This window comes from Mesorhizobium sp. WSM4842 (assembly GCF_055901575.1).
Genome location: NZ_CM148372.1, coordinates 4,298,756 through 4,319,685, shown reverse-complemented (window position 1 = coordinate 4,319,685; position 20,930 = coordinate 4,298,756). Strand labels below are relative to the sequence as shown.

22 protein-coding genes and 1 pseudogene are annotated in these 20,930 nt (G+C 61.9%); 10 read left to right on the top strand and 13 right to left on the bottom strand.

Annotation, left to right across the window (positions count from 1 at the left end):
* Positions 1–145 precede the first annotated feature (145 nt).
* The 8 genes from AC0NIE_RS20890 to coaD form a co-directional block, all read right to left on the bottom strand.
* Entirely contained in the window at positions 146–1,558 is a 1,413-nt protein-coding gene (locus AC0NIE_RS20890; RefSeq protein WP_473487048.1) for a circularly permuted type 2 ATP-grasp protein, read from the bottom strand.
* Positions 1,559–1,730: 172 nt separating this feature from the next.
* Complete coding sequence (locus AC0NIE_RS20885; protein WP_095492825.1) at positions 1,731–1,967, bottom strand: Lrp/AsnC ligand binding domain-containing protein; 237 nt, start codon at positions 1,965–1,967, stop codon at positions 1,731–1,733.
* A gap of 230 nt (positions 1,968–2,197) precedes the next feature.
* The gene (gene tgt / locus AC0NIE_RS20880) at positions 2,198–3,328 is read right to left on the bottom strand and encodes a tRNA guanosine(34) transglycosylase Tgt (RefSeq protein ID WP_473487049.1); all 1,131 of its coding nucleotides are present in this window, start codon (positions 3,326–3,328) and stop codon (positions 2,198–2,200) included.
* Entirely contained in the window at positions 3,325–4,437 is a 1,113-nt protein-coding gene (gene queA / locus AC0NIE_RS20875) for a tRNA preQ1(34) S-adenosylmethionine ribosyltransferase-isomerase QueA (protein ID WP_473487050.1), read from the bottom strand. Before queA ends, tgt begins: the two co-directional genes overlap by 4 nt.
* A gap of 12 nt (positions 4,438–4,449) precedes the next feature.
* A complete protein-coding gene (locus AC0NIE_RS20870; RefSeq protein WP_473487051.1) occupies positions 4,450–4,848 on the bottom strand; it encodes a hypothetical protein in 399 nt (132 codons plus the stop codon).
* Positions 4,845–5,357 (bottom strand): peptidylprolyl isomerase, encoded by a 513-nt coding sequence (locus AC0NIE_RS20865; protein WP_023801171.1) that lies wholly within the window; start codon positions 5,355–5,357, stop codon positions 4,845–4,847. Before AC0NIE_RS20865 ends, AC0NIE_RS20870 begins: the two co-directional genes overlap by 4 nt.
* Before the next feature lie 28 nt (positions 5,358–5,385).
* On the bottom strand, positions 5,386–5,976 hold the full coding sequence (locus AC0NIE_RS20860) for a peptidylprolyl isomerase (RefSeq protein WP_473487052.1): 591 nt from the start codon (positions 5,974–5,976) through the stop codon (positions 5,386–5,388).
* A gap of 75 nt (positions 5,977–6,051) precedes the next feature.
* Entirely contained in the window at positions 6,052–6,552 is a 501-nt protein-coding gene (gene coaD / locus AC0NIE_RS20855; RefSeq protein ID WP_473487053.1) for a pantetheine-phosphate adenylyltransferase, read from the bottom strand.
* Between the two features lie 336 nt (positions 6,553–6,888).
* Between coaD and AC0NIE_RS20850 the strand changes: the two genes are divergently transcribed.
* The gene (locus AC0NIE_RS20850) at positions 6,889–7,041 is read left to right on the top strand and encodes a hypothetical protein (protein ID WP_473487054.1); all 153 of its coding nucleotides are present in this window, start codon (positions 6,889–6,891) and stop codon (positions 7,039–7,041) included.
* Between the two features lie 58 nt (positions 7,042–7,099).
* Here AC0NIE_RS20850 and gyrA read toward each other — a convergent pair whose 3' ends face one another.
* Together gyrA and AC0NIE_RS20840 are read right to left on the bottom strand one after the other, a co-directional pair.
* On the bottom strand, positions 7,100–9,910 hold the full coding sequence (gene gyrA / locus AC0NIE_RS20845) for a DNA gyrase subunit A (protein ID WP_473487055.1): 2,811 nt from the start codon (positions 9,908–9,910) through the stop codon (positions 7,100–7,102).
* A gap of 192 nt (positions 9,911–10,102) precedes the next feature.
* Entirely contained in the window at positions 10,103–10,957 is an 855-nt protein-coding gene (locus AC0NIE_RS20840) for an AraC family transcriptional regulator (protein ID WP_473487056.1), read from the bottom strand.
* A gap of 103 nt (positions 10,958–11,060) precedes the next feature.
* Between AC0NIE_RS20840 and AC0NIE_RS20835 the strand changes: the two genes are divergently transcribed.
* From AC0NIE_RS20835 to AC0NIE_RS20825, 3 genes and pseudogenes are all read left to right on the top strand, one after another.
* Positions 11,061–11,597: a hypothetical protein gene (locus AC0NIE_RS20835; protein ID WP_473487057.1), complete on the top strand. Its 537-nt coding sequence runs from the start codon at positions 11,061–11,063 to the stop codon at positions 11,595–11,597.
* A gap of 77 nt (positions 11,598–11,674) precedes the next feature.
* On the top strand, positions 11,675–12,307 hold the full coding sequence (locus AC0NIE_RS20830; RefSeq protein WP_473487058.1) for a MarC family protein: 633 nt from the start codon (positions 11,675–11,677) through the stop codon (positions 12,305–12,307).
* A 146-nt stretch (positions 12,308–12,453) separates the two neighbouring features.
* Positions 12,454–12,753 (top strand): annotated as a pseudogene (locus tag AC0NIE_RS20825) (transposase); the annotation flags it as partial.
* Between the two features lie 63 nt (positions 12,754–12,816).
* On the opposite strand, the gene AC0NIE_RS20820 reads toward AC0NIE_RS20825, so the two are convergent.
* From AC0NIE_RS20820 to AC0NIE_RS20810, 3 genes are all read right to left on the bottom strand, one after another.
* Complete coding sequence (locus AC0NIE_RS20820; RefSeq protein ID WP_473487059.1) at positions 12,817–13,566, bottom strand: hypothetical protein; 750 nt, start codon at positions 13,564–13,566, stop codon at positions 12,817–12,819.
* A gap of 72 nt (positions 13,567–13,638) precedes the next feature.
* Entirely contained in the window at positions 13,639–14,064 is a 426-nt protein-coding gene (locus AC0NIE_RS20815) for an OsmC family protein (protein WP_473487060.1), read from the bottom strand.
* Positions 14,065–14,197: 133 nt separating this feature from the next.
* Positions 14,198–14,716, bottom strand: a complete 519-nt coding sequence (locus tag AC0NIE_RS20810) for a single-stranded DNA-binding protein (protein ID WP_473487061.1) — start codon at positions 14,714–14,716, stop codon at positions 14,198–14,200.
* 218 nt (positions 14,717–14,934) lie between these two features.
* On the opposite strand from AC0NIE_RS20810, the gene AC0NIE_RS20805 reads away from it, so the two are divergent.
* The 6 genes from AC0NIE_RS20805 (at position 14,935) to uvrA (ending at position 20,908) form a co-directional block, all read left to right on the top strand.
* The gene (locus AC0NIE_RS20805) at positions 14,935–15,324 is read left to right on the top strand and encodes a cupin domain-containing protein (RefSeq protein WP_473487062.1); all 390 of its coding nucleotides are present in this window, start codon (positions 14,935–14,937) and stop codon (positions 15,322–15,324) included.
* A gap of 75 nt (positions 15,325–15,399) precedes the next feature.
* A complete protein-coding gene (locus AC0NIE_RS20800) occupies positions 15,400–15,714 on the top strand; it encodes an ArsR/SmtB family transcription factor (RefSeq protein WP_473487063.1) in 315 nt (104 codons plus the stop codon).
* The gene (locus AC0NIE_RS20795) at positions 15,711–16,205 is read left to right on the top strand and encodes an SRPBCC family protein (RefSeq protein ID WP_473487064.1); all 495 of its coding nucleotides are present in this window, start codon (positions 15,711–15,713) and stop codon (positions 16,203–16,205) included. The genes AC0NIE_RS20800 and AC0NIE_RS20795 overlap by 4 nt, the downstream gene beginning before the upstream one ends.
* A gap of 21 nt (positions 16,206–16,226) precedes the next feature.
* The gene (locus AC0NIE_RS20790) at positions 16,227–16,832 is read left to right on the top strand and encodes an ATP-dependent Clp protease proteolytic subunit (protein WP_473487065.1); all 606 of its coding nucleotides are present in this window, start codon (positions 16,227–16,229) and stop codon (positions 16,830–16,832) included.
* Between the two features lie 125 nt (positions 16,833–16,957).
* Positions 16,958–17,215, top strand: a complete 258-nt coding sequence (locus AC0NIE_RS20785; RefSeq protein WP_473487066.1) for a hypothetical protein — start codon at positions 16,958–16,960, stop codon at positions 17,213–17,215.
* 771 nt (positions 17,216–17,986) lie between these two features.
* Complete coding sequence (gene uvrA / locus AC0NIE_RS20780) at positions 17,987–20,908, top strand: excinuclease ABC subunit UvrA (RefSeq protein WP_473487067.1); 2,922 nt, start codon at positions 17,987–17,989, stop codon at positions 20,906–20,908.
* Positions 20,909–20,930 lie beyond the last annotated feature (22 nt).

Here is a 20,930-nt window from a genome sequence, read left to right as displayed (position 1 = left end):
AGTGAGTGGTGAGTAGTGAATAGTGAATGTTTGGATTTCGACGGAATATGACATTGTGCTTTCCTCTGCTGCCGACTACTGAATACTTACTACTGACTACTGACTACTGACTACTCACTACTCACTATTCACTATTCACTATTCACTAATCATCCAGCACCCATGTATCCTTGGTGCCGCCGCCCTGGGACGAATTGACCACCAGCGAGCCCTCCTTCAGCGCCACGCGCGTCAGCCCGCCCGGCACGATCTGGATGCGGTCGGAAACCAGCACGTAGGGCCTGAGATCGACATGGCGCGGCGCCAGCCCCTTGTCGGTCAGGATCGGACAGGTCGACAGCGCCAGCGTCGGCTGGGCGATGTAGTTCGACGGTTTTGCCGCGAGTTTTTTGGAAAAGTCCTCGCATTCCTTCTTGGTCGCCGCCGGCCCGACCAGCATGCCGTAGCCGCCGGAGCCGTGCACCTCCTTCACCACCAACTCGTCGATATGTTCGAGCACGTATTTCAGGCTGTCCGGCTCCGAGCAGCGCCAAGTCGGGATGTTGCCGAGGATTGCCTTGCGGCCGGTGTAGAATTCGACGATCTCGGGCATGTAGGAATAGATCGCCTTGTCGTCGGCGATGCCGGTTCCCGGCGCATTGGCGATGGTGATGTTGCCGGCGCGGTAGACATCCATGATGCCCGGCACGCCAAGTGCTGAGTCCGGACGGAAGGTCAACGGATCGAGGAAAGAATCGTCCACCCTTCGATAAAGCACGTCGATCTGCTTGTAGCCTTCGGTCGTACGCATCGCGACGTGGCCATCGACGACGCGCAGATCCTGCCCCTCGACAAGCTGCACGCCCATCTGGTCGGCAAGGAAGGCATGTTCGAAATAGGCTGAGTTGAAGCTGCCCGGCGTCAGCACGGCAATGGTCGGCGCACCCTTGGTGCTCAGCGGTCGCACCGCTGCCAGCGACTGGCGCAAGAGCTGCGGATAGTTTTCCACCGGCCGCACCTTGATCTGCTGGAACAGCTCTGGGAAGAGCTGCATCATCGTCTCGCGGTTCTCCAGCATGTAGGAGACGCCGGACGGCGTGCGCGCATTGTCCTCCAGCACATAGAACTCGTTCTCGCTGATGCGAACGATATCGACGCCGATGATATGGGTGTAGACGCCGGCCGGCGGCCGTACCCCGATCATCTCCGGCAGGAACGCCTCGTTCTTGGCGATCAATTCCTTGGGGACGCGCCCGGCGCGCAAGATCTCCTGGCGGTGGTAGATATCGTCGAGAAACGCGTTCAGCGCCTGGACGCGCTGCTCGATGCCCTGCGTCAGCCGTCGCCATTCATTGCCGGAAATGATGCGCGGGACGATATCGAAGGGAATAAGGCGTTCGGAGGCTTCCTGCTCGCCATAGACGGCAAAGGTGATACCGGTCTTGCGAAAGACGCGTTCGGCGTCCTGCATCTTCTCGCTAAGCCTGGCCGGATCCTGCTCCTTCAGCCAGCGGTCGTAAGCCGAATACGGTTTTCTCAATCCGGAGATTTCCGGAAGCATTTCGTCGAACGCTGCCAATCGCATACTCCCCTGTGAGGCCATTTCACTGGCGTCACGCGAGAAAATCAAGCGCAATCGGTGATTTGGAGGATGCTGGCGATCAGTATGTCGCGACCTGCCTAAAATTAGGGCATCGCCGATATGGCTGGGTCAGGCTTTGCCTCGTGCCCGGGCAGGCGGCCGGCGCCGCTCAGAACGCGCGGAAGGTGACGACTGTAAACGTGTCCTTGATACCTGGAAGAATCTGCACCTTCTCGTTGACGAAATGGCCGATGTCTTCCTCGTCGTCGACATAGAATTTGGCGAGCAGATCGTAGTCGCCGGCTGTCGAGTAGATTTCCGAGGCGATCTCGGCATCGGCCAACGCGCCGGCAACGTCATAGGACTTGCCCAGATCGCACTTTATCTGCACGAAAAATGCCTTCATTGCCCGGTCCTGCTCAGGCTTGCACGCATATCGGCCCTTGTGGCAGACTGCCGCCCGGCTTTCAAGCATCAGGACGGCGCTCAGGCGGAACCCGGCTTAAGTGCAGCCAATCGCCGAAATGTTCGCGCCCGCTGATCGTCGGGCCGGACGGCAAGGATTACCCGACGGCAGTTCCCGCATCACTGGCTGCAACCTGCGCGCGGCACTTCGCTGAGCACCTGAGCGCTCGATCACATCGCCGGGATATCGCCCCTAGCCCAGCCCTCGGAAATTTCCGCCGCCCGCGCCTCGAAGGCGCCGGCGTCGATGGCGGCACGAATGTCCTGCATCAGCCTCTGGTAGTAGGAAAGATTGTTCCAGGTCAGAAGCATCGCCCCCAGCGCCTCTTGCGAGCGGACCAGATGATGCAGATAGGCGCGTGAATAATCTCTGGCGGCCGGGCAGTCGCTTTGCTCGTCCAGCGGACGCGGATCGTCGGCATGGCGGGCGTTGCGCAGATTGACCTTGCCGCGCCGAGTGTAGGCGAGGCCATGGCGGCCGGCGCGCGTCGGCATCACGCAATCGAACATGTCGATGCCGCGCGCCACCGATTTCAACATGTCGTCGGGCGTGCCGACACCCATCAGATAACGCGGCCTGTCGGCGGGCAGTTCCGGGCAGGTGATGTCGAGCATTTCGAGCATCACCGCTTGCGGCTCGCCGACCGCCAGCCCGCCGATCGCATAGCCCTTGAGGTCCATCGCTTTCAGCGCCTGCGCCGAGCGCAGCCGCAGGGCCGGTATGTCGCCGCCCTGGACGATGCCAAACATCGCCTTGCCCGGCTGGTCGCCGAACGCCGTCTTGCAACGCTCGGCCCAGCGCAGCGACAGCTCCATGGCCCGCTCGATCTCCTTCTCCATGGCCGGCAGCGCGGTGCACTCGTCGAGCTGCATCTGGATGTCGGAATCGAGCAGCCCTTGGATCTCGATCGAGCGCTCGGGCGACATCTCATGGGCGGCGCCGTCGATATGCGAGCGGAAGGTGACGCCGTTTTCGGTCAGTTTCCTAAGCTTCGACAGCGACATCACCTGGAAGCCGCCGCTGTCGGTCAGGATCGGATGCGGCCAGCGGGCGAATTCATGCAGGCCGCCAAGCCGCGCCACACGTTCGGCGCCGGGCCGCAGCATCAGATGATAGGTGTTGCCCAGGATGATGTCCGAGCCGACACCGCGCACCTGGTCCATATACATGGTCTTGACCGTGCCGCCGGTGCCGACCGGCATGAAGGCCGGCGTGCGGACTTCTCCGCGCGGCATGGTGATGGAGCCGCGCCGCGCTTTGCCGTCGGTCGCCGGCACCTCGAAGGTGAACGCCTTAGTCATTGAATTCCTTGTTCTATACCGGGCGCGCGTCCATCGTTCTCCTCTTTGAACAGAAGGCTTGCATCTCCGTAGGAGTAGAACCTGTAGCGGGTCTCGATGGCATGCGCATAGGCCGCACGCATCGTTTCCAGACCGCAAAACGCCGAAACCAGCATGAACAGCGTCGAACGCGGCAGATGGAAATTGGTCATCAGCATGTCGGCGGCCTTGAAACGGTAACCGGGTGTGATGAAGATGTCGGTCGGACCCGACCATCCGGCCAATGTGCCGTCCTCCCGCGTGGCGCTCTCCAGCAGGCGCAGCGACGTCGTGCCGACGGCGATGATGCGTCCGTCGCGCGCCTTCGCTGCGTTGAGCGCCGCGGCGGTTTCCGGGCTGACCGAACCGATTTCGGCATGCATCTTGTGATCGGCGGTGTCGTCGACTTTCACCGGCAGGAACGTGCCGGCGCCGACATGCAGGGTGACGAAGCGCCGCTCGACGCCCTTGGCATCGAGAGCGGCGAAAAGCTCGGGCGTGAAATGCAGGCCGGCAGTGGGTGCCGCCACAGCACCCTCCTCCCTGGCATAGATGGTCTGGTAGTCGCTGCGGTCGCGTTCGTCGTCGTCGCGCTTCGAAGCGATGTAAGGCGGCAGCGGAATGTGGCCGACGGCGTGTAGCGCCTCATCGAGAAACGGACCTGACAGGTCAAAACCGAGCAAAGCCTCGCCGGCCTCGCCCTTCTCGATCACCGTGGCATCGAGCTGGCCGAGAAAGCAGGAATTGGCGTCATGGCCGAAATGGATGCGGTCGCCAACGGCGATGCGCTTGCCCGGCCGCATGAAAGCCAGCCAGCGGTCGGGAGCCACTCGCATGTGCAGCGTGGCTTCGACCTGCGCCGCTGCTTCGCCGCGCCGCCTGATGCCTTTCAGCTGCGCCGGGATGACCTTGGTATCGTTGAAGACCAGCACGTCACCGGTCTCGAGCAGGGACGGCAGCTCGCGCACCGTCCGGTCCTCAAGTCCCTCACCCGGCCTGACAACCAGCATTTTGGCGCTGTCGCGCGGTTCCGCCGGTCGAAGCGCGATGCGCTCCTCCGGCAGATCAAAGTCGAATAGATCGACGCGCAAGAAAACCCCGCCTCAAAATTCCGGGCAGGTCACCGCCCAGGCGCCAACACCGTCGATGCTCAGCGTGCCGCCCATTGCGAAATTGGACTGTTCGCTGGCCTTGACCAGTCGCAATTTGGCTACGATCGAGCTGATGCCCTCATCGGTGAGGTCGATCGCCATCTGCTGGTCGTCCTCGAATGCCTGTCCGACGATGACTTTCGTCGAACCCGGCTGACCGTCGGTGGTCCAGTTCCTGCCGCCGGCATCAAGCCATACGCGCGCAACCGCGATGACGGCAGTGTGCCCCATCAGGACGTCGATCGATGCCGCGTCGCCCTCAGCGCTGCAAACAATCGATTCTGTCGCCAGCGCCGGAGTAGCCGCCGCGACAAGCATCAGAGTGATCGCCGCGACAGCTCGGTAGGTCATTTTACGTCGGCCGCCACCTTCAGCGACACGATCTTGTCAGGATCCGGCACCGGCTCGCCGCGCTTGATCTTGTCGACATTGTCCATGCCTTCGATGACCTGGCCCCAGACCGTGTATTGGCGGTTGAGGAAGGCGGCATCGTCGAAGCAGATGAAGAACTGCGAGTTGGCCGAGTTCGGGTTCTGCGAGCGTGCCATCGAGCAGGTGCCGCGGCCGTGATTGGCGTTGGAGAACTCCGCCTTCAGGTCGGGCTTGTCGGAGCCGCCGGTGCCGGCGCGCGACGGTGCGAAAGAGGGCTTGCTGGAATTGCCGAATTTCACGTCCCCGGTCTGCGCCATGAAGCCGTCGATGACGCGGTGGAACACCACGCCGTCATAAGCGCCTTCGCGCGCCAGTTCCTTGATACGGCCGACATGGCCGGGTGCCAGATCGGGAAACAGTTCGATGACGACCTTGCCCTTGGTCGTTTCCATGATGAGCGCGTTCTCGCGGTCCTTGATCTCGGCCATGTCAGAATATCCTTTGAAACAAATGGGTTTACTTGCCGTCGGCGGCGATGCGCACCTTGATCATGCGATCGGGACCGGTGACGACCCCGTTCTGCGCCTCGTCGCCTTTCTTTATCTGGTCCACCAATTCCATGCCTTTCTCGACATTACCGACGATGGTGTACTGGCCATCGAGCGGCGGCGCCGGCGCGAACATGATGAAGAACTGCGAATTGGCGGAATCCGGGTCCTGCGAGCGGGCCATGCCGACCACGCCGCGCTCGTAGCGCTCGGACGTCGAGAATTCGGCCGGCAGGTCGGGAAGATCGGAACCGCCGGTACCCACAGCATCGGCGTTGAAGCCGTTTTTCATGTTGCCGAACTTCACGTCGCCGGTCTGCGCCATGAAGCCGTCGATGACGCGGTGGAAAGCGACGTTGTCGTAAGCGCCCTGACGCACCAGCTTTTTGATCTGCTCGACATGCTTCGGCGCGAGATCGGGCCTGAGCGCGATGGTCACGTCGCCGCCCTTCAGCGTGATGATCATGGTGTTTTCCGGATCGGTGGCGAACGCCGAAACGGTTGCAGCCACAAGACCGAAAACAACGACAAAGCAGGTGGCGAGCCTTTTGAGCGGCATGGATATTTCTCCTAAAACCTTTGTTTCATGCATGTCGTTGTCCCAAAACCGGGTTCCACGTTGGGGCGACACGCATTATTTCGCAAATTTGGCGGTAAGTGCGCCGGCCACAGCCGCCGGCACGAAGGGGCGGATGTCACCTCCCATCGAGGCTATCTGACGGACAAGTGTGGCGGTAATGGTTCGCACCGAGGGGCTGGCGGGCAGAAAAACCGTCTGCAATTCCGGCGCCATAGTCTCGTTCATGCCGGCCATCTGCATCTCGTAGTCGAGATCGGTGCCGTCGCGCAGGCCGCGGATCATGATCGAGGCGCCCTGCTTCCTGGCCGCGTCGATGACCAGCCCGTCGAAAGCGACAACCTTGATGCGCGCGCCGTCGCGGCCGAATTCGGCCTTCGTCGCTGCTTCGATCAGGCCGACCCGTTCCTCGAACGAAAACAGCGGCTTTTTGCCAGGATGAGTGCCGATCGCCGCATAGACGGTGTCCGCCACGGCCAGCGACGCCTTCAGCACGTCGAGATGGCCGTTGGTCGGCGGGTCGAAGGAGCCGGCATAAAGGGCGATGCGTTCGGTCATGGCAGGGTGCTTCTAGCGAGCCTCTCTCGCAAAGGCAATCCGATCAGCGAGCCGCCAATGCATGTCGCCGCAAAAGCATGCCCTCGGCCTGACCCAGGGCCTGACCCGAGGGTGCGCGGCGGCTTTGGGACAACGACATGCACCCAGAAAGGGACTCGAAGCGCATCGGCTGAGCCACGTTAATCGCGATGCGCTTTGAGTGAACCTTTTGGCCGAGATGAACGACCAATGAATGGGCCGATCACGAAGGCTTCACGCAGCGTTCACTAGGTTGCAGCTTCAGAAGGTGAAACCAAAACCCCATTTAATCGTTGCTAGGTGCAGGAGAACACGCACATGCTGATCTACATGCTCGCCGCCGCAATGACCGTCGCCATGCTGATAGCCACTGTATTCGGGCTGCATCAGGAAGCAGGGCGTATCCGCGCCAAGGTCAATACCAAACGGTTCGAAGGCTTCGGTATCCGCAAGCCTTATCGCCACTTCTGAACCGGCCGCTATCTGTTGACGGCGCCGGACCCACGGGTCGGCACACCCCAATCAAGGCTTAGTCGGCGTTGTTCTCCGGGCCAGCGCCTTCAGTACCGATATCCAGAGTTGCGTCGCCGTCGACGCTCTCTTCGGCTTCCTCGTCTGATTGCGGTTCCGTTATCCGCTCCACCGAAACGACCTTCTCGCCGTCAGCCGTGTTGAAGATGGTCACGCCCTTGGTGGCGCGGCTGGCGAAACGAATGCCGTTGACCGGCACGCGGATGACGGTGCCGCCGTCCGAGACAAGCATGATCTGATCGTCGTTGCCTACCGGGAAAGTCGCCACCAGGCGGCCGATCTCAGCCACTTTCGACACATCGGTGGCGCGGATGCCCTTGCCGCCGCGCCCTGTGAGGCGGAAATCATAGGAAGACGAACGCTTGCCGTAGCCATATTCCGTCACCGTCAGCACGAACTGCTCGTGTTCCTTGAGGAATTCGTAGCGCTCGTCGGAAAGCTCCGTCTCCTCGCCGACCTCCTCATTGGTGAGCTGGATATCTTCGTCCTCGCCCGCCGCAATGCCGGCGGCGAGCCGCCTTTCGGCCGCCACCCGCTTGAGATAGGCGGCGCGCTCGGCCGGCGGCGCCTCGACATGTTCGATCACCGCCATCGAGATCACCCGGTCGGTGGCAGCCATGGCGATGCCGCGCACGCCGACCGAGTTGCGGCTCTGGAAGACGCGCACGTCGCTGACCGAGAAGCGGATGCACTGGCCGGAGCTTGCAGTCAGAAGCACGTCGTCATTATCGGTGCAGGTCTCGACGCCGAGAATCTCGTCGCCTTCCTCTTCCAGCTTCATGGCGATCTTGCCGTTGCGGTTGACCTGGACGAAGTCCGACAGCTTGTTGCGGCGCACCGTGCCGCGCGTCGTGGCGAACATCACGTCGAGCTCGCCCCAGCTGGTCTCGTCCTCGGGCAGCGGCATGATGGTGGTGATGCGTTCGCCCTGCTCCAGCGGCAGCATGTTGATCAGCGCCTTGCCGCGCGACTGCGGATTGCCGATCGGCAGGCGCCAGACCTTTTCCTTGTAGACGATGCCACGCGAGGAGAAGAACAGCACCGGCGTGTGGGTGTTGGCGACGAACAGCCGGGTGACGAAATCCTCTTCCTTGGTCGACATGCCGGAGCGGCCCTTGCCGCCGCGGCGCTGTGCCCGGTAGAGCGACAGCGGCACACGCTTGATGTAGCCGGAATGGCTGACCGTCACGACCATGTCCTCGCGCTGGATCAGGTCCTCGTCTTCCATATCAGCCCCGCCCTCTGAGAGTTCGGTGCGGCGCGGCGTGCCGAACTCGTCGCGCACGGCGGCAAGCTCGTCCTTGACGATCTGCTGAATGCGGGCTCGGGACGACAGGATGTCCAGGTAATCCTTGATCTCGTCGCCTATCGTGTTCAACTCGTCGGCGATTTCGTCGCGGCCGAGCGCGGTCAGCCGCTGCAGGCGCAGTTCGAGGATGGCGCGGGCCTGTTCCTCGGACAGATTGTAGGTGCCGTCCTCATTGATGCGGTGGCGCGGATCGTCGATCAGCAGGATCAGCGATTCGACGTCGCCCGAGGGCCAGCGCCGCTCCATCAACTGCTCGCGCGCCGTTTGCGGGTCCGGGGCGCTGCGGATCAGCTTGATGACCTCGTCGATATTGGCAACGGCAATGGCAAGGCCAACCAGCACATGGGCGCGGTCGCGCGCCTTGCGCAGCAGGAATTTCGTGCGCCGGCTGATCACGTCCTCGCGGAAGGCGACGAACGCCTTCAGCATGTCGGTCAGCGTCAGCAATTCCGGCTTGCCGCCGTTCAGCGCCACCATATTGGCGCCGAACGACGTCTGCAGCGGCGTAAACCGGTAGAGCTGGTTGAGGATGACGTCGGCGACCGCATCGCGCTTCAGTTCGATGACGACGCGGTAGCCCTGGCGGTCGCTCTCGTCGCGAATGTCGGAAATGCCCTCGATGCGCTTGTCGCGCACAAGCTCGGCCATCTTCTCGATCATCGACGACTTGTTCACCTGGTAGGGAACCTCGGTGATGACGATCGATTCACGGTCGTTGCCACGCGCCTCGACGTTGACGCGCCCGCGCATGACGATGGAACCGCGGCCGGTCGAATAGGCGCTGTAGATGCCGGAGCGGCCGAGCACGATGCCGCCGGTCGGGAAATCCGGCCCCGGAATGATCTCCATCAGCGCCGGCAGATCGATCGCCGGATTGTCGATGAGGGCGATGGCGCCGTTGCAGACCTCGCCCAGATTGTGCGGCGGGATGTTGGTGGCCATGCCGACGGCGATACCGCCGGAGCCGTTGACCAACAGATTTGGAAAGCGCGCCGGCAGGACTTTCGGTTCACTGCCGGACGCATCATAAGTGTCCTGGAAATCGACGGTGTCCTTGTCGATGTCTTCCAGCAACTCATGCGCGACCTTGGTCAGGCGCGATTCGGTGTAACGCATCGCCGCCGGCGGATCACCGTCGATCGAGCCGAAATTGCCCTGCCCGTCGATCAGCGGCACGCGCAGCGACCAATCCTGCGCCATGCGCACCAAGGCGTCGTAGATCGAGGCGTCGCCATGCGGATGGTATTTGCCCATCACGTCGGCGACCGGGCGCGCCGACTTCACATATTTGCGATTCCAGTGGTAGCCGCTCTCATGCGCGGCATAGAGGATGCGGCGATGCACCGGCTTCAGCCCGTCTCGCACGTCGGGCAGCGCACGGCTGACGATCACGCTCATGGCGTAATCGAGGTAGGAGCGCTGCATCTCCTCGATGATGGATATCGGCTCGATGCCGGTCGGGCCGCCGTCGGCCCCGCGCGGTGTCTTCTGGTCGGTCAAATCAGGTCACAATCTAATCGGGAATCACTCGGTGCTTATATAGGAAGCCGGGTCGAAACTCCAATGTCCGCGGCAGTTTTCCAGTGGCGATTTTTGTGGTGATTTCAAAAGGATATCACTGATTGCGACGATATGGCCGAGGCGCTTTTTCGTGGCTGTCGCGGCAAAGCTCATTGTCAGGCCAATTTTGCTTCACAAAGCCGTAACGGCAGATGCGTTCAGCGCTTTATCGCCTCGCCGCTGGAGCCGATAGGCGCCGGGCGCCACCCCCATCACGCGCCGGAAACGACGGTTGAAGGTCGACAAATCGTTGAACCCGGCCTCGAAGGCGATCGTCGAGATTGGCTCGTCCGACATGCGCAGCCGCACCGCTGCCCTGTGCAGCCGGGTTTTCAGCAGGAACTGGTAGGGCGCCATGCCCGCGACGTGTCGGAAGGTGCGCAGGAAATGGTAGGGGCTAGTCGCCGTCTCGCTTGCAAGCTCGGCAAGCGAGACCGGCCGGTCGGCATCCAGCTCAATGCGCCGCACCGCCTCCGCGACACGTTTCTGGTCACGGCGGCTCGGCACCCGGGCAGCAGGCGTGACGCCGGAGGCAACGGCTGCGCCGGCAATGCGCAAAGCGAGTTCCTCGAACGCCTCGATGTCGGCCATCTCGCGTGCGGCTTCCGCCTCGGCCAGCAGCGGTGCCAGCGCCGGTAACGGCGGCAGCCGCGGCGTCTCGAAGGCCAGCTTCTTCGTGCCCGGCGTGTCGGCGACGATCTGTTCCATATAGGCCGGGCTGAAATGATAGGAGAGGCAGCGGTCGCCGGCGCCATGCTCGTGCCCACACTCGTAGCAAGTGCCAGGGTTGCCGAGCAGAAGCGCGCCCGGCGTCAGCATCGCCGTGCCCTGGCGTGCGCGGTAGCGGAATGTGCCATTGGTCACCACGGCGACGCAGAAGTTGCGATGCTCTTCCTCGAACGGGCGATCAGCGACGCCGGCAGTGCAGACCACGTCCGACACCTGCCAGCCTTTTCCGGACGCCAGTGTATGCACGCTCGTCGTCATGGCCGAAACATAGCAATTTTTCCCAAGCGCAAGAAGCCTAGCGCGGCGTATTCATCCCATTCTCCTGACAAGATGGGGCTCCTGACAAGAAGAGACCACAACCATGTTCAATTCATCCTCCTTTGCCGAAGCCTTGCATAGCGACGGGCCAGCCGCGAACCTTGCCGAGAAACTGGATCTTTACGGCCGCTTCGTCGGCGCCTGGACATTCGACGCCACGCGTCATCTCGAAGACGGCCAGGTGCTGACCGGGCGCGGCGAGGTGCATTTCGGCTGGGTGCTCGAAGGCCGCGCGATCCAGGACGTATGGATCCTGCCCGCGCGGAACACTGGCGCACAGAGTTCCCTCGGCAAATGGACTTTCTATGGCACGACACTGCGCGTCTATGACCCCGGCGTCGACGCCTGGCACATCTTCTGGAGCGATCCGCGCACCCAGTATTACAGCCGCCAGCTCGGCCACGCCGAGGGCGACACCATCGTCCAGCAAGGCGCTGACGGCACCGGCGCCTCGGTACGCTGGAGCTTTTCCCGCATCACCGAAAATTCGTTCCGCTGGCTGGGCGAACGCTCGCAGGACGACGGCGCGACGTGGCGGCTCGAAGTCGAGTTCCTGGCGCGGCGCGTCGCCAGCACCTGACCTGCACGGTTTCCCCTGACGCCGCTTTGCTCTACCAATGCAGGGTCTCGGGCACGGCCCGGCGGGGAGGGTCAGAGATGCCGAGCTTCGACAGCCTGTTCAACGCCTTCGTCACCATTCTCGTGACCATCGACCCGCCTGGGCTGGCGCCGCTCTTCCTCGCTGTGACGCGCGGCATGAACCGCGAGGAGCGCAACCAGGTCTCCGTGCGCGCCTCGATCATCGCGTTCCTGGTGATGGCGCTGTTCGCAATCGCCGGCGCATCGATCCTGTCGGTGTTCGGCATCACGCTGCCGGCGTTCCGCGTCGCCGGCGGGTTCCTGCTGTTCTTCATCGCCTTCGAAATGGTGTTCGAGCGCCGGCAGGACCGCAAGGAGAAGATCGGCGATGTCGCCATCACCAAGGACATGATTCACAACATCGCCGCCTTTCCGCTGGCGATCCCGCTGATCGCCGGTCCGGGCGCGATCTCGGCGACCGTCCTGCTGTCCGGCGCTTTTCCAGGTTTTGGCGCGCAGGCAGCCCTTGTCGGCATCATCGCGATCTGCCTTGTGATCACTTACCTGGTATTCGTGCTGGCCGAGCGCATCGACCGTATCCTCGGCCAGACCGGCCGCTCGATCCTGACACGGCTGCTGGGCGTCATCCTGGCGGCACTCGCCGTGCAGTTCGTCGCCGACGGCGTCAAGGCGTTAATGGCGGCTCCCTGAACCGACGAACAACAACGCGTTTAGTTTAGGGTTGTATCAGTCGATGAACGATGACCGGCTAGCCCGTTTCATTGACTGCCCATGCCCTTTGCCCAATCGCCCCTTAGGATCAGAATGGCTCCGGCGAAGACCTTGGACGCTCCCGCGGAGGGCTGACGACCAAAATCCACGCCGTGGTCGACGCGAATGGCCTACCGCTCCACGTCTCAATCACCGGCGGTCAGCAGCACGATAGCCTGGTCGCACGCGCTCTGCTTGAAAGCTTACCGCGCGGCGGGATGGTTCTCGCCGACAAGGCTTACGACGCGACCGAGATACGAACATTTCGTGAGTTCACGTGGAGGCTGGGCGAACATCCCGCCCCGTCGGCACCGGCGTGGTCCAATCTGCTTCAGCCCGTACCTATCGCCACCGAAACCAGGGCGAACTGTTCTTCAACCGGATGAGAAACACGCCGCTAACTTCCTCGTCTTCGTTAAGCTCGCGGCCATCCGGCTCTGGCGTCGGGTTTATGAGTCCACGACCCGAAGCCGGGGCATAGGCCGGCCATTCTCGGATTCAACCGGCCCGCCCTGCAGGTCAAACCAATTGCCGCCAAGAGCCGGCCGTGCGGTTTCGGTCCAACCTGGAAAACCTTGTTTGCGTTCGAGATACCCCAATCGCGCGAGTAGCTGTGCAATGGCTGGTGCTTGTTTCACAAGGACGACAGGCAGTGACCGGGCGGTGCTGGATGAATTAGCTAGTACCTGTATATGCTCAAGGTCGACTCTGGCCTCCAGGGCGTCAATGATAGGTTCTATCTGAGAACGCCAATGTTCGCTTTCCCACACGAGGTCGAGATAGGTTCGTAGGACATAGTTCAATGACGAAAACGAATATTCCGAATAGGTTGCGGCGATGTTGGTGCTGCGCCGAATATCATGACGAAGCCTGAAGAATGCTGGAAAACTACGATCATCGTATCCAGAGTGCCATTGCCCCTTCACCAGCCTCACCGGTTCGGCGACTCCCAGCGTCCAGAGCAATCCGGACGCTTGCTCGTAAACCGATATGAGGCTGTGACTGAAAACACGTCCCGCGCGGTACAGTTCCTTCACTTCCGTACTCTTAGCTTCGACGTAATTCCCTTTTTCATCTTGCGGGCCATGCCGTATCGTCCGCAAAATTATTTCGGCGACCAACAGTCGATAGAGCGATTTTTTACTTTTTCTCTCCGCTGAACGTCCGAATACAAACTTCGCCAGACTGGTCAGCGACATTAAACATAAACTCCGGACTGCAAAAATGACGACGCCACGGGAAAGTCTAAATATTCAGCCCTTATTATTCGGTTACTTCGCCGCTGTATCCACAACCTCGAAATCATGCGTGACGGTGGCGGTCTTGGCCATCATCGCGGTCGCTGAGCAGTATTTTTCGATCGAAAGATCGATCGCCCGTTTCACCTTGTCGGGCGAGAGCGCGCGGCCCTTGATGATGAAATGCATATGGATGCGGGTGAACACCCTGGGTTCCTTCTCCGCCCGGTCGGCGTCGAGTTCGACCACGCAGTCTTCGACCGCCTCGCGCCCCTTTTCGAGGATGTGGACCACATCATAGGCCGAGCAGCCGCCAGTGCCGAGCAGCACCAGCTCCATCGGGCTCGGCCCCGGCGTCTTGCCTTCCGGTCCGAACGCAGTCCCCAGTACCACCTTGTGACCGCTGCCGGACTCGCCGACGAAAGTGCGCTCCTCGACCCATTTGACCCGTGCTTTCATCTGATACGTCCTTTCACCGCGCACTACTCAAACGCACAACGTCCCGAAAATCCAAGACAGATTTTCGGGACGCCAATGCGTGGCCTCAAATAGTGGCGTTGTCAGCTCGCGCAGAGCCGCTCGCTCCGAGCGATCAGAACGGAATTTCGTCGTCTAGTTCGCGCGACGAACCGCCGCCACCCTTGTTGCCGCCACCGACGCCGCGATTGAAACTCTCGCCCGGGCCGGACTGGCCGAAATCGGAACCGCGGCTGCTGCCGCCACCGGCATAGCTGCCGACCTGACCGCCCTCGCCCTGCCCGCGTGCGTCGAGCATCTGCAGCTCGCCACGGAATTTCTGCAGCACGATTTCGGTCGTGTAGCGGTCATTGCCGGTCTGGTCCTGCCATTTGCGCGTCTGCAACTGGCCCTCGACATAAACCTTCGCACCCTTCTTCAGATACTGCTCGGCGACCTTGGCGAGCTGCTCGTTGAAGATGACGACATTGTGCCACTCGGTCTTCTCCTTGCGCTCGCCGGAAGTCTTGTCGCGCCAGCTTTCCGAAGTGGCGACGCGGATATTGACGACCGGCTCACCCGAATTCAAACGGCGGATTTCCGGATCCGCCCCGAGATTGCCCACCAGAATGACCTTGTTGACGCTACCCGCCATGATACTTCTCCGCGCTCATCCGAAACAAAATTTCTGTCGCTCACCTTATAGACTGCGGACAATCCCTGCCTGCCGTGGCTGGCTTTTCCCACAAGGTTTTTGTTCTCTTTTCGTTCCTAGGCTCATTAATCTCTACTGTCAAGGAATGTCAGCAACAAGTAGTATCTTGGGCCTGGAAATTCACGATATCTGGCCGCCGGGATCGAAGGTTGAACACAATGAAGACAGTTGTACATGAGGACCAGCCGCAAGAAGAGTGGCGAGCGGGAGTACAAACCCGCATGCACGTCTCGGCCCGCAACGGCGCAACTCAACTTTGCATATTTGAACAATGGGTCGAGCCCGCGGTTGGCGCCCCGGCACATTGGCACCCGGTCGAGGAAGTGCTTACTGTGATCGCTGGCAAGGCTGAAATGTGGATCGATGAGGAGAGTATCGTCTTGACTCCCGGGCAGTCCCTTGTTGTTCCCGCGCACAGGAAACATGGCTTCCGAAACGCCGGCTCCGAAACGCTTCATATCCATGCCGTGCTCGCGTCACCAATTTTCGAGGCGACGTTCGACGGGTCCCCCGAGATGGTGAGACGCTGGCTTCTAACGAGCCTGTAAAAAGCGCCTGCCTAAAACACCGCCAGCCTAAAACACCGCTTGCCAAACCAATAAGTGTCGACTTATGCTTCTGCCATGATCGAAGCAGAGATTTTTCGAGCGCTTTCCGACCCGACGCGCCGCGCCGTCTACGAACGGCTCGCCGCCGGCGAGATGACCGTATCGGAACTGCGCAGCGGCGTGACCGTGTCGCAACCGGCCGTCTCGCAGCATCTCGCAGTGCTGCGCGGCGCCGGCCTGGTGGCCGAGCGGCGAGTCGGCCGCAACGCTTATTATCGCGCCGATCCGCAAGGGCTCGACCCGCTGCTCGGTTGGATCGAGCGCTACCGCGCGTTCTGGCCCGAGCGTATCGAAAGACTCAAGGCGGTTTTGAAGGATATGGACCAATGACGGCAAAACAGCATTCAGACATGGCGGCAGATTCGATCGAGTTTGAGTGCGAGCTTCCAGAGCCGCCGGAAAAAGTGTGGCGGGCGCTGACGGTGCCGGACCTGCTTGCAGCCTGGATGATGCCGAACGACATCAAGCCGGAGATCGGCGGCCGCTTTGCCTTTGCTAAGGCTGATAGTCAGATCGAGTGCGAAATCCTCGACGCCGAGCCCGAACGCCTGCTGCGTTATTCCTGGCGGGAGCGGCCGGCGCCTGGCAACACAGCGGATCCGCTCACCAGCCCGCTGGACAACCCAATGGATAGCATTGTCACCTTCACGCTCGACCGCACCCTGTCGGGCGGCACGCATCTGCGCATCGTCCACGATGGATTTGCGCGGGTAGCTACGCCTGCGGTTGCAGGCGCCGGTTGCCGGGTTTCGCTCAACGGACACAGCCCCAGACAGATCATAGCCGCAAACACGCCTCGCCTCTCCCTGCGCGCGGCCTGAACGACACAACGGAGAAAAGCGATGAGCGGTTTTGCCAACCTGGTGCCGATGGTGATCGAGCAGTCGAGCCGCGGCGAACGCGCCTTCGACATTTTTTCGCGGCTGCTGCGCGAGCGCATCGTCTTCATCAACGGTCCGATCGATGACAATGTGTCGGCGCTGGTCTGTGCCCAGCTTCTGTCGCTGGAATCCGACAATCCCGACAAGGAGATTTCGCTCTACATCAACTCGCCGGGCGGCGTGGTGACCAGCGGTTTCGCCATCTACGACACGATGCAGTATATACGCAGTCCGGTATCGACCGTCTGCATGGGCTTTGCCGCCTCGATGGCCTCTTTCCTGCTGATGGCGGGCACGCCGGGCCGGCGCATCGCGCTGCCCAACACCAGCATCCTGCTGCACCAGCCGTCAGGCGGTTTCCAGGGCCAGGCCTCCGACATCCAGCGCCACGCCGAAGGCATCCTCAGGACTAAGCGGCGCATGACCGAGCTTTACGCGCACCACTGCGGTCGCACCTTCGAAGAGGTCGAACGCACGCTCGACCGCGACCATTTCATGACCGCCGAGGAGGCAAAGACCTGGGGGCTTGTCGACCATGTTTTTGACACGCGCAAACAGGCGGCGTGAAAGGGGTGGCCGAACGCCAGGAGCGATAACAGCCAAGCCGTTCGGCAAGTTTGATCGCCACCGGTCTGGCTTCGGCCAGTGTGCGGCGATACAGTCCGCCGATGTCTAGGATTTCACGCACTTGCTTGAACCGACTGATCATCGGCATCGCCGTCGCGGCCATGACCTCCGGCGCAGCGCTCGCCGAAGACAATTCAACGCCGCCCCACGAAGGCACGCTGCCAGGCGTGGCCGGCGACTATCGCGTCGCCAGGCCGGCTCCCGAACCCGACGACGCCGTGCCCAGCAACGGCCAGTTCAAGATCGGCGATACCGATGTCAGGATTTCCGGCAGCATAACCTTCGATGTCGGCGCCGGCACGATCAATGCCCCCCGGCGGTAGGACAGGTCCATCGGCCTTCATCGTTGCCACAAATCTCAAGGCACTCGTGCGCTGCGGCCATCTGAAATGAACAGCCCCGCCGCTGCTTCCGCAAACGGTCGGGGCTTTTTTTGGATCTAAAATCCAAACTTGCCGGGAGTACACTGCCGGCCTTTGATTTCGGATGCTTCGCGGCGTTCAGCCGACGATCCGACTAGTAGTCTCTGATTTTAATGGGGATCGGCAGATCACGGTTTGTCGGGCGGCGCAAACGCCTGGCCCTGGCACTTATGCCTGCCGCGGCTCCAGCGACACGTGGAGCCTCAAGGGACTGTCCGGTGGAGTCATTCCTCTGCTCTCCTTTTCTGTCCATTGCGACCGGTGTCGTCCGAAGCACATATCGCAAAAGCCCGCGGCGTCTCGCAGGCCACCTTGGGTGGCGCGGCCATCAAAAGACGGCCGGCTTCGGTTGACGTTTGGAGTCTGACTCTCAGAGGCTGAGACGTCAACCGTTGGATAGCCGATTACAAAAAATGTGATCGCTTGTGTGGCGAATCCGAAATTTGCATCCGTTTTGAGCAGCCCGGCGTCGGCCGTGGATTACCTGGGCGCTTTTGTCAGGAGCGTGTTCGGCCTTTGTTCTTTCCGCTTGCTCGCCCGCGCGAAAGACGGTTAAAGGCTCTGGTCGAGAGTTGTGGCGTCTCTCGAAAAGGTGACGAAATTACCTACATAGGGGATGGTCGGGACAACCCGCCATCCCATGAGATTCCAGATCTGAGGCGGCGACCGGCGATGGCCGACCATAAATATCTTTCCATTCGCGGGGCGCGCGAACACAATCTGAAGAATGTCGATCTCGACTTGCCGCGTGACAGCCTGATCGTCATGACCGGCCTGTCGGGGTCCGGCAAGTCGTCGCTCGCCTTCGACACCATCTATGCCGAAGGCCAGCGCCGCTATGTCGAGAGCCTGTCGGCCTATGCGCGGCAATTCCTCGAAATGATGCAGAAGCCTGACGTCGACCAGATCGACGGCCTGTCGCCGGCCATCTCAATCGAGCAGAAGACCACTTCGAAGAACCCACGCTCGACGGTCGGGACCGTCACCGAGATCTACGACTATATGCGGCTGCTGTTCGCGCGCGTCGGCATCCCTTATTCGCCGGCCACCGGCCTGCCGATCGAGAGCCAGACGGTGTCGCAGATGGTCGACCGCGTGTTGGCGGTCGAGGAAGGCACTCGTCTGTTCATCCTGGCGCCGATGGTGCGAGGGCGCAAAGGCGAATACCGCAAGGAACTGCTGGAACTGCAGAAAAAGGGTTTTCAGCGCGTGAAGGTCGATGGTGTCTTTTACGAAATCGCCGACGTGCCGGCGCTGGACAAGAAATACAAGCATGATCTCGACGTCGTCGTCGACCGCATCGTGGTGCGCGGCGATCTGGCGACGCGGCTTGCCGATTCCATCGAGACCGCGCTGAAGCTCGCCGACGGGCTGGCGGTGGCCGAATTCGCCGACCGGCCGCTCGACGCCAGCCAGACCGGCGAGGATTCGGTCAACAAGTCGAAGAACGAGACGCACGAACGTATTCTGTTCTCGGAAAAGTTCGCCTGCCCGGTGTCCGGCTTCACCATTCCTGAGATCGAGCCGCGGCTGTTCTCCTTCAACAACCCGTTCGGCGCCTGCCCGACCTGCGACGGCCTCGGCAGCCAGCGCGCCATCGACGCCAGTCTGATCGTGCCCGACGACAATTTGTCCCTGCGTGCGGGCGCCGTCAGCCCATGGGCGAAATCGACCTCCCCCTATTACGTGCAGACGCTGGAGGCGCTGGGCAAGGCCTATGGCTTCAAGCTCGGCGACAAGTTCCGGGACCTGACCGAAGAGGCAAAGCAAGCCATCCTGCATGGCACCGGCGAGCGCGAGGTCACTTTCCAGTATGATGACGGCCTGCGCTCCTACAAGACGACGAAAACCTTCGAGGGGGTCATTCCCAATCTCGAGCGGCGCTGGAAGGAAACCGAATCGGCCTGGATGCGCGAGGAGATCGAGCGCTTCATGTCGGCCACGCCTTGCCCGGCCTGCCGCGGCTACCGGCTGAAGCCGGAAGCGCTTGCGGTGAAGATCGCCGGCAAGCATATCGGCGAGGTCACCGAGCTGTCGATCCGCAAGGCCGACCAATGGTTCACCGCCCTGCCCGCTTCGCTCAGCGACAAGCAGAACGAGATCGCGGTGCGCGTGCTCAAGGAGATCCGTGAGCGGCTGCGCTTCCTGAACGATGTCGGGCTCGACTACCTGACGCTGTCGCGCAATTCCGGCACGCTGTCGGGCGGCGAGAGCCAGCGCATTCGCCTGGCCTCGCAGATCGGCTCCGGCCTCACCGGCGTGCTCTATGTGCTGGACGAGCCGTCGATCGGCCTGCATCAGCGCGACAACGCGCGCCTGCTCGACACGCTGAAGCATCTGCGCGACATCGGCAACACGGTGATCGTCGTCGAGCATGACGAGGACGCCATCCTGCATGCCGACTATGTCGTTGATATCGGCCCGGCCGCCGGCATCCATGGCGGCCACATCATCGCGCAGGGAACGCCGCAGCAGATCATGGCGAGCCCCGCCTCGATCACCGGCAAATATCTGTCAGGCGAGCTCGAAGTGGCGACGCCGGCCGTGCGGCGCGAGGCCAAGAAGAACCGGCGCCTGAAGATCGTCGGCGCGCGTGGCAACAATCTGAAGAACGTTACCGCCGAAATCCCGCTCGGCACCTTCACCGCCGTCACCGGCGTCTCCGGCGGCGGCAAGTCGACCTTCCTGATCGAGACGTTGTTCAAAGCAGCGTCGCGCCGCATCATGGGCTCGCGCGAGCATCCGGCCGATCATGACCGCATCGAGGGCCTCGAATTTCTCGACAAGGTCATCGATATCGACCAGTCGCCGATCGGACGGACGCCGCGTTCCAATCCCGCCACCTATACCGGCGCCTTTACGCCGATCCGCGACTGGTTCGCCGGCTTGCCGGAATCCAAGGCGCGCGGCTATCAGCCGGGCCGCTTCTCGTTCAACGTCAAGGGCGGCCGCTGCGAGGCCTGCCAGGGCGACGGTGTCATCAAGATCGAGATGCACTTCCTGCCCGACGTCTATGTCACCTGCGACGTCTGCCATGGCAAGCGCTACAACCGCGAAACGCTCGACGTCCTGTTCAAGGGCAAGTCGATTGCCGACGTGCTCGACATGACGGTCGAGGAGGGCGTCGATTTCTTCGCCGCCGTGCCCGGCGTGCGCGACAAGCTGGAGACGCTGAAACAGGTCGGCCTCGGCTACATCCATGTCGGCCAGCAGGCGACGACGCTGTCGGGCGGCGAGGCGCAGCGCATCAAGCTCGCCAAGGAACTGTCGCGCAAGGCGACCGGCAAGACGCTCTACATCCTCGACGAGCCGACCACCGGCCTGCATTTCCACGACGTCGCCAAGCTCTTGGAAGTGCTGCACGAGCTGGTCGACCAGGGCAACACGGTGGTCGTCATCGAGCACAATCTCGAGGTCATAAAAACCGCCGACTGGGTGCTCGACCTCGGTCCCGAGGGTGGCGACGGCGGCGGCGAGCTGGTGGCGTCAGGCACGCCGGAGGACATCGTCCGCGAGAAGCGCAGCTACACCGGCCAGTTCCTGCGCGAATTGCTGGAGCGGCGGCCCGGAGGCAAGCGCGAAGCGGCGGAGTGAGTGAGGACTGGCTGGCGTTTGG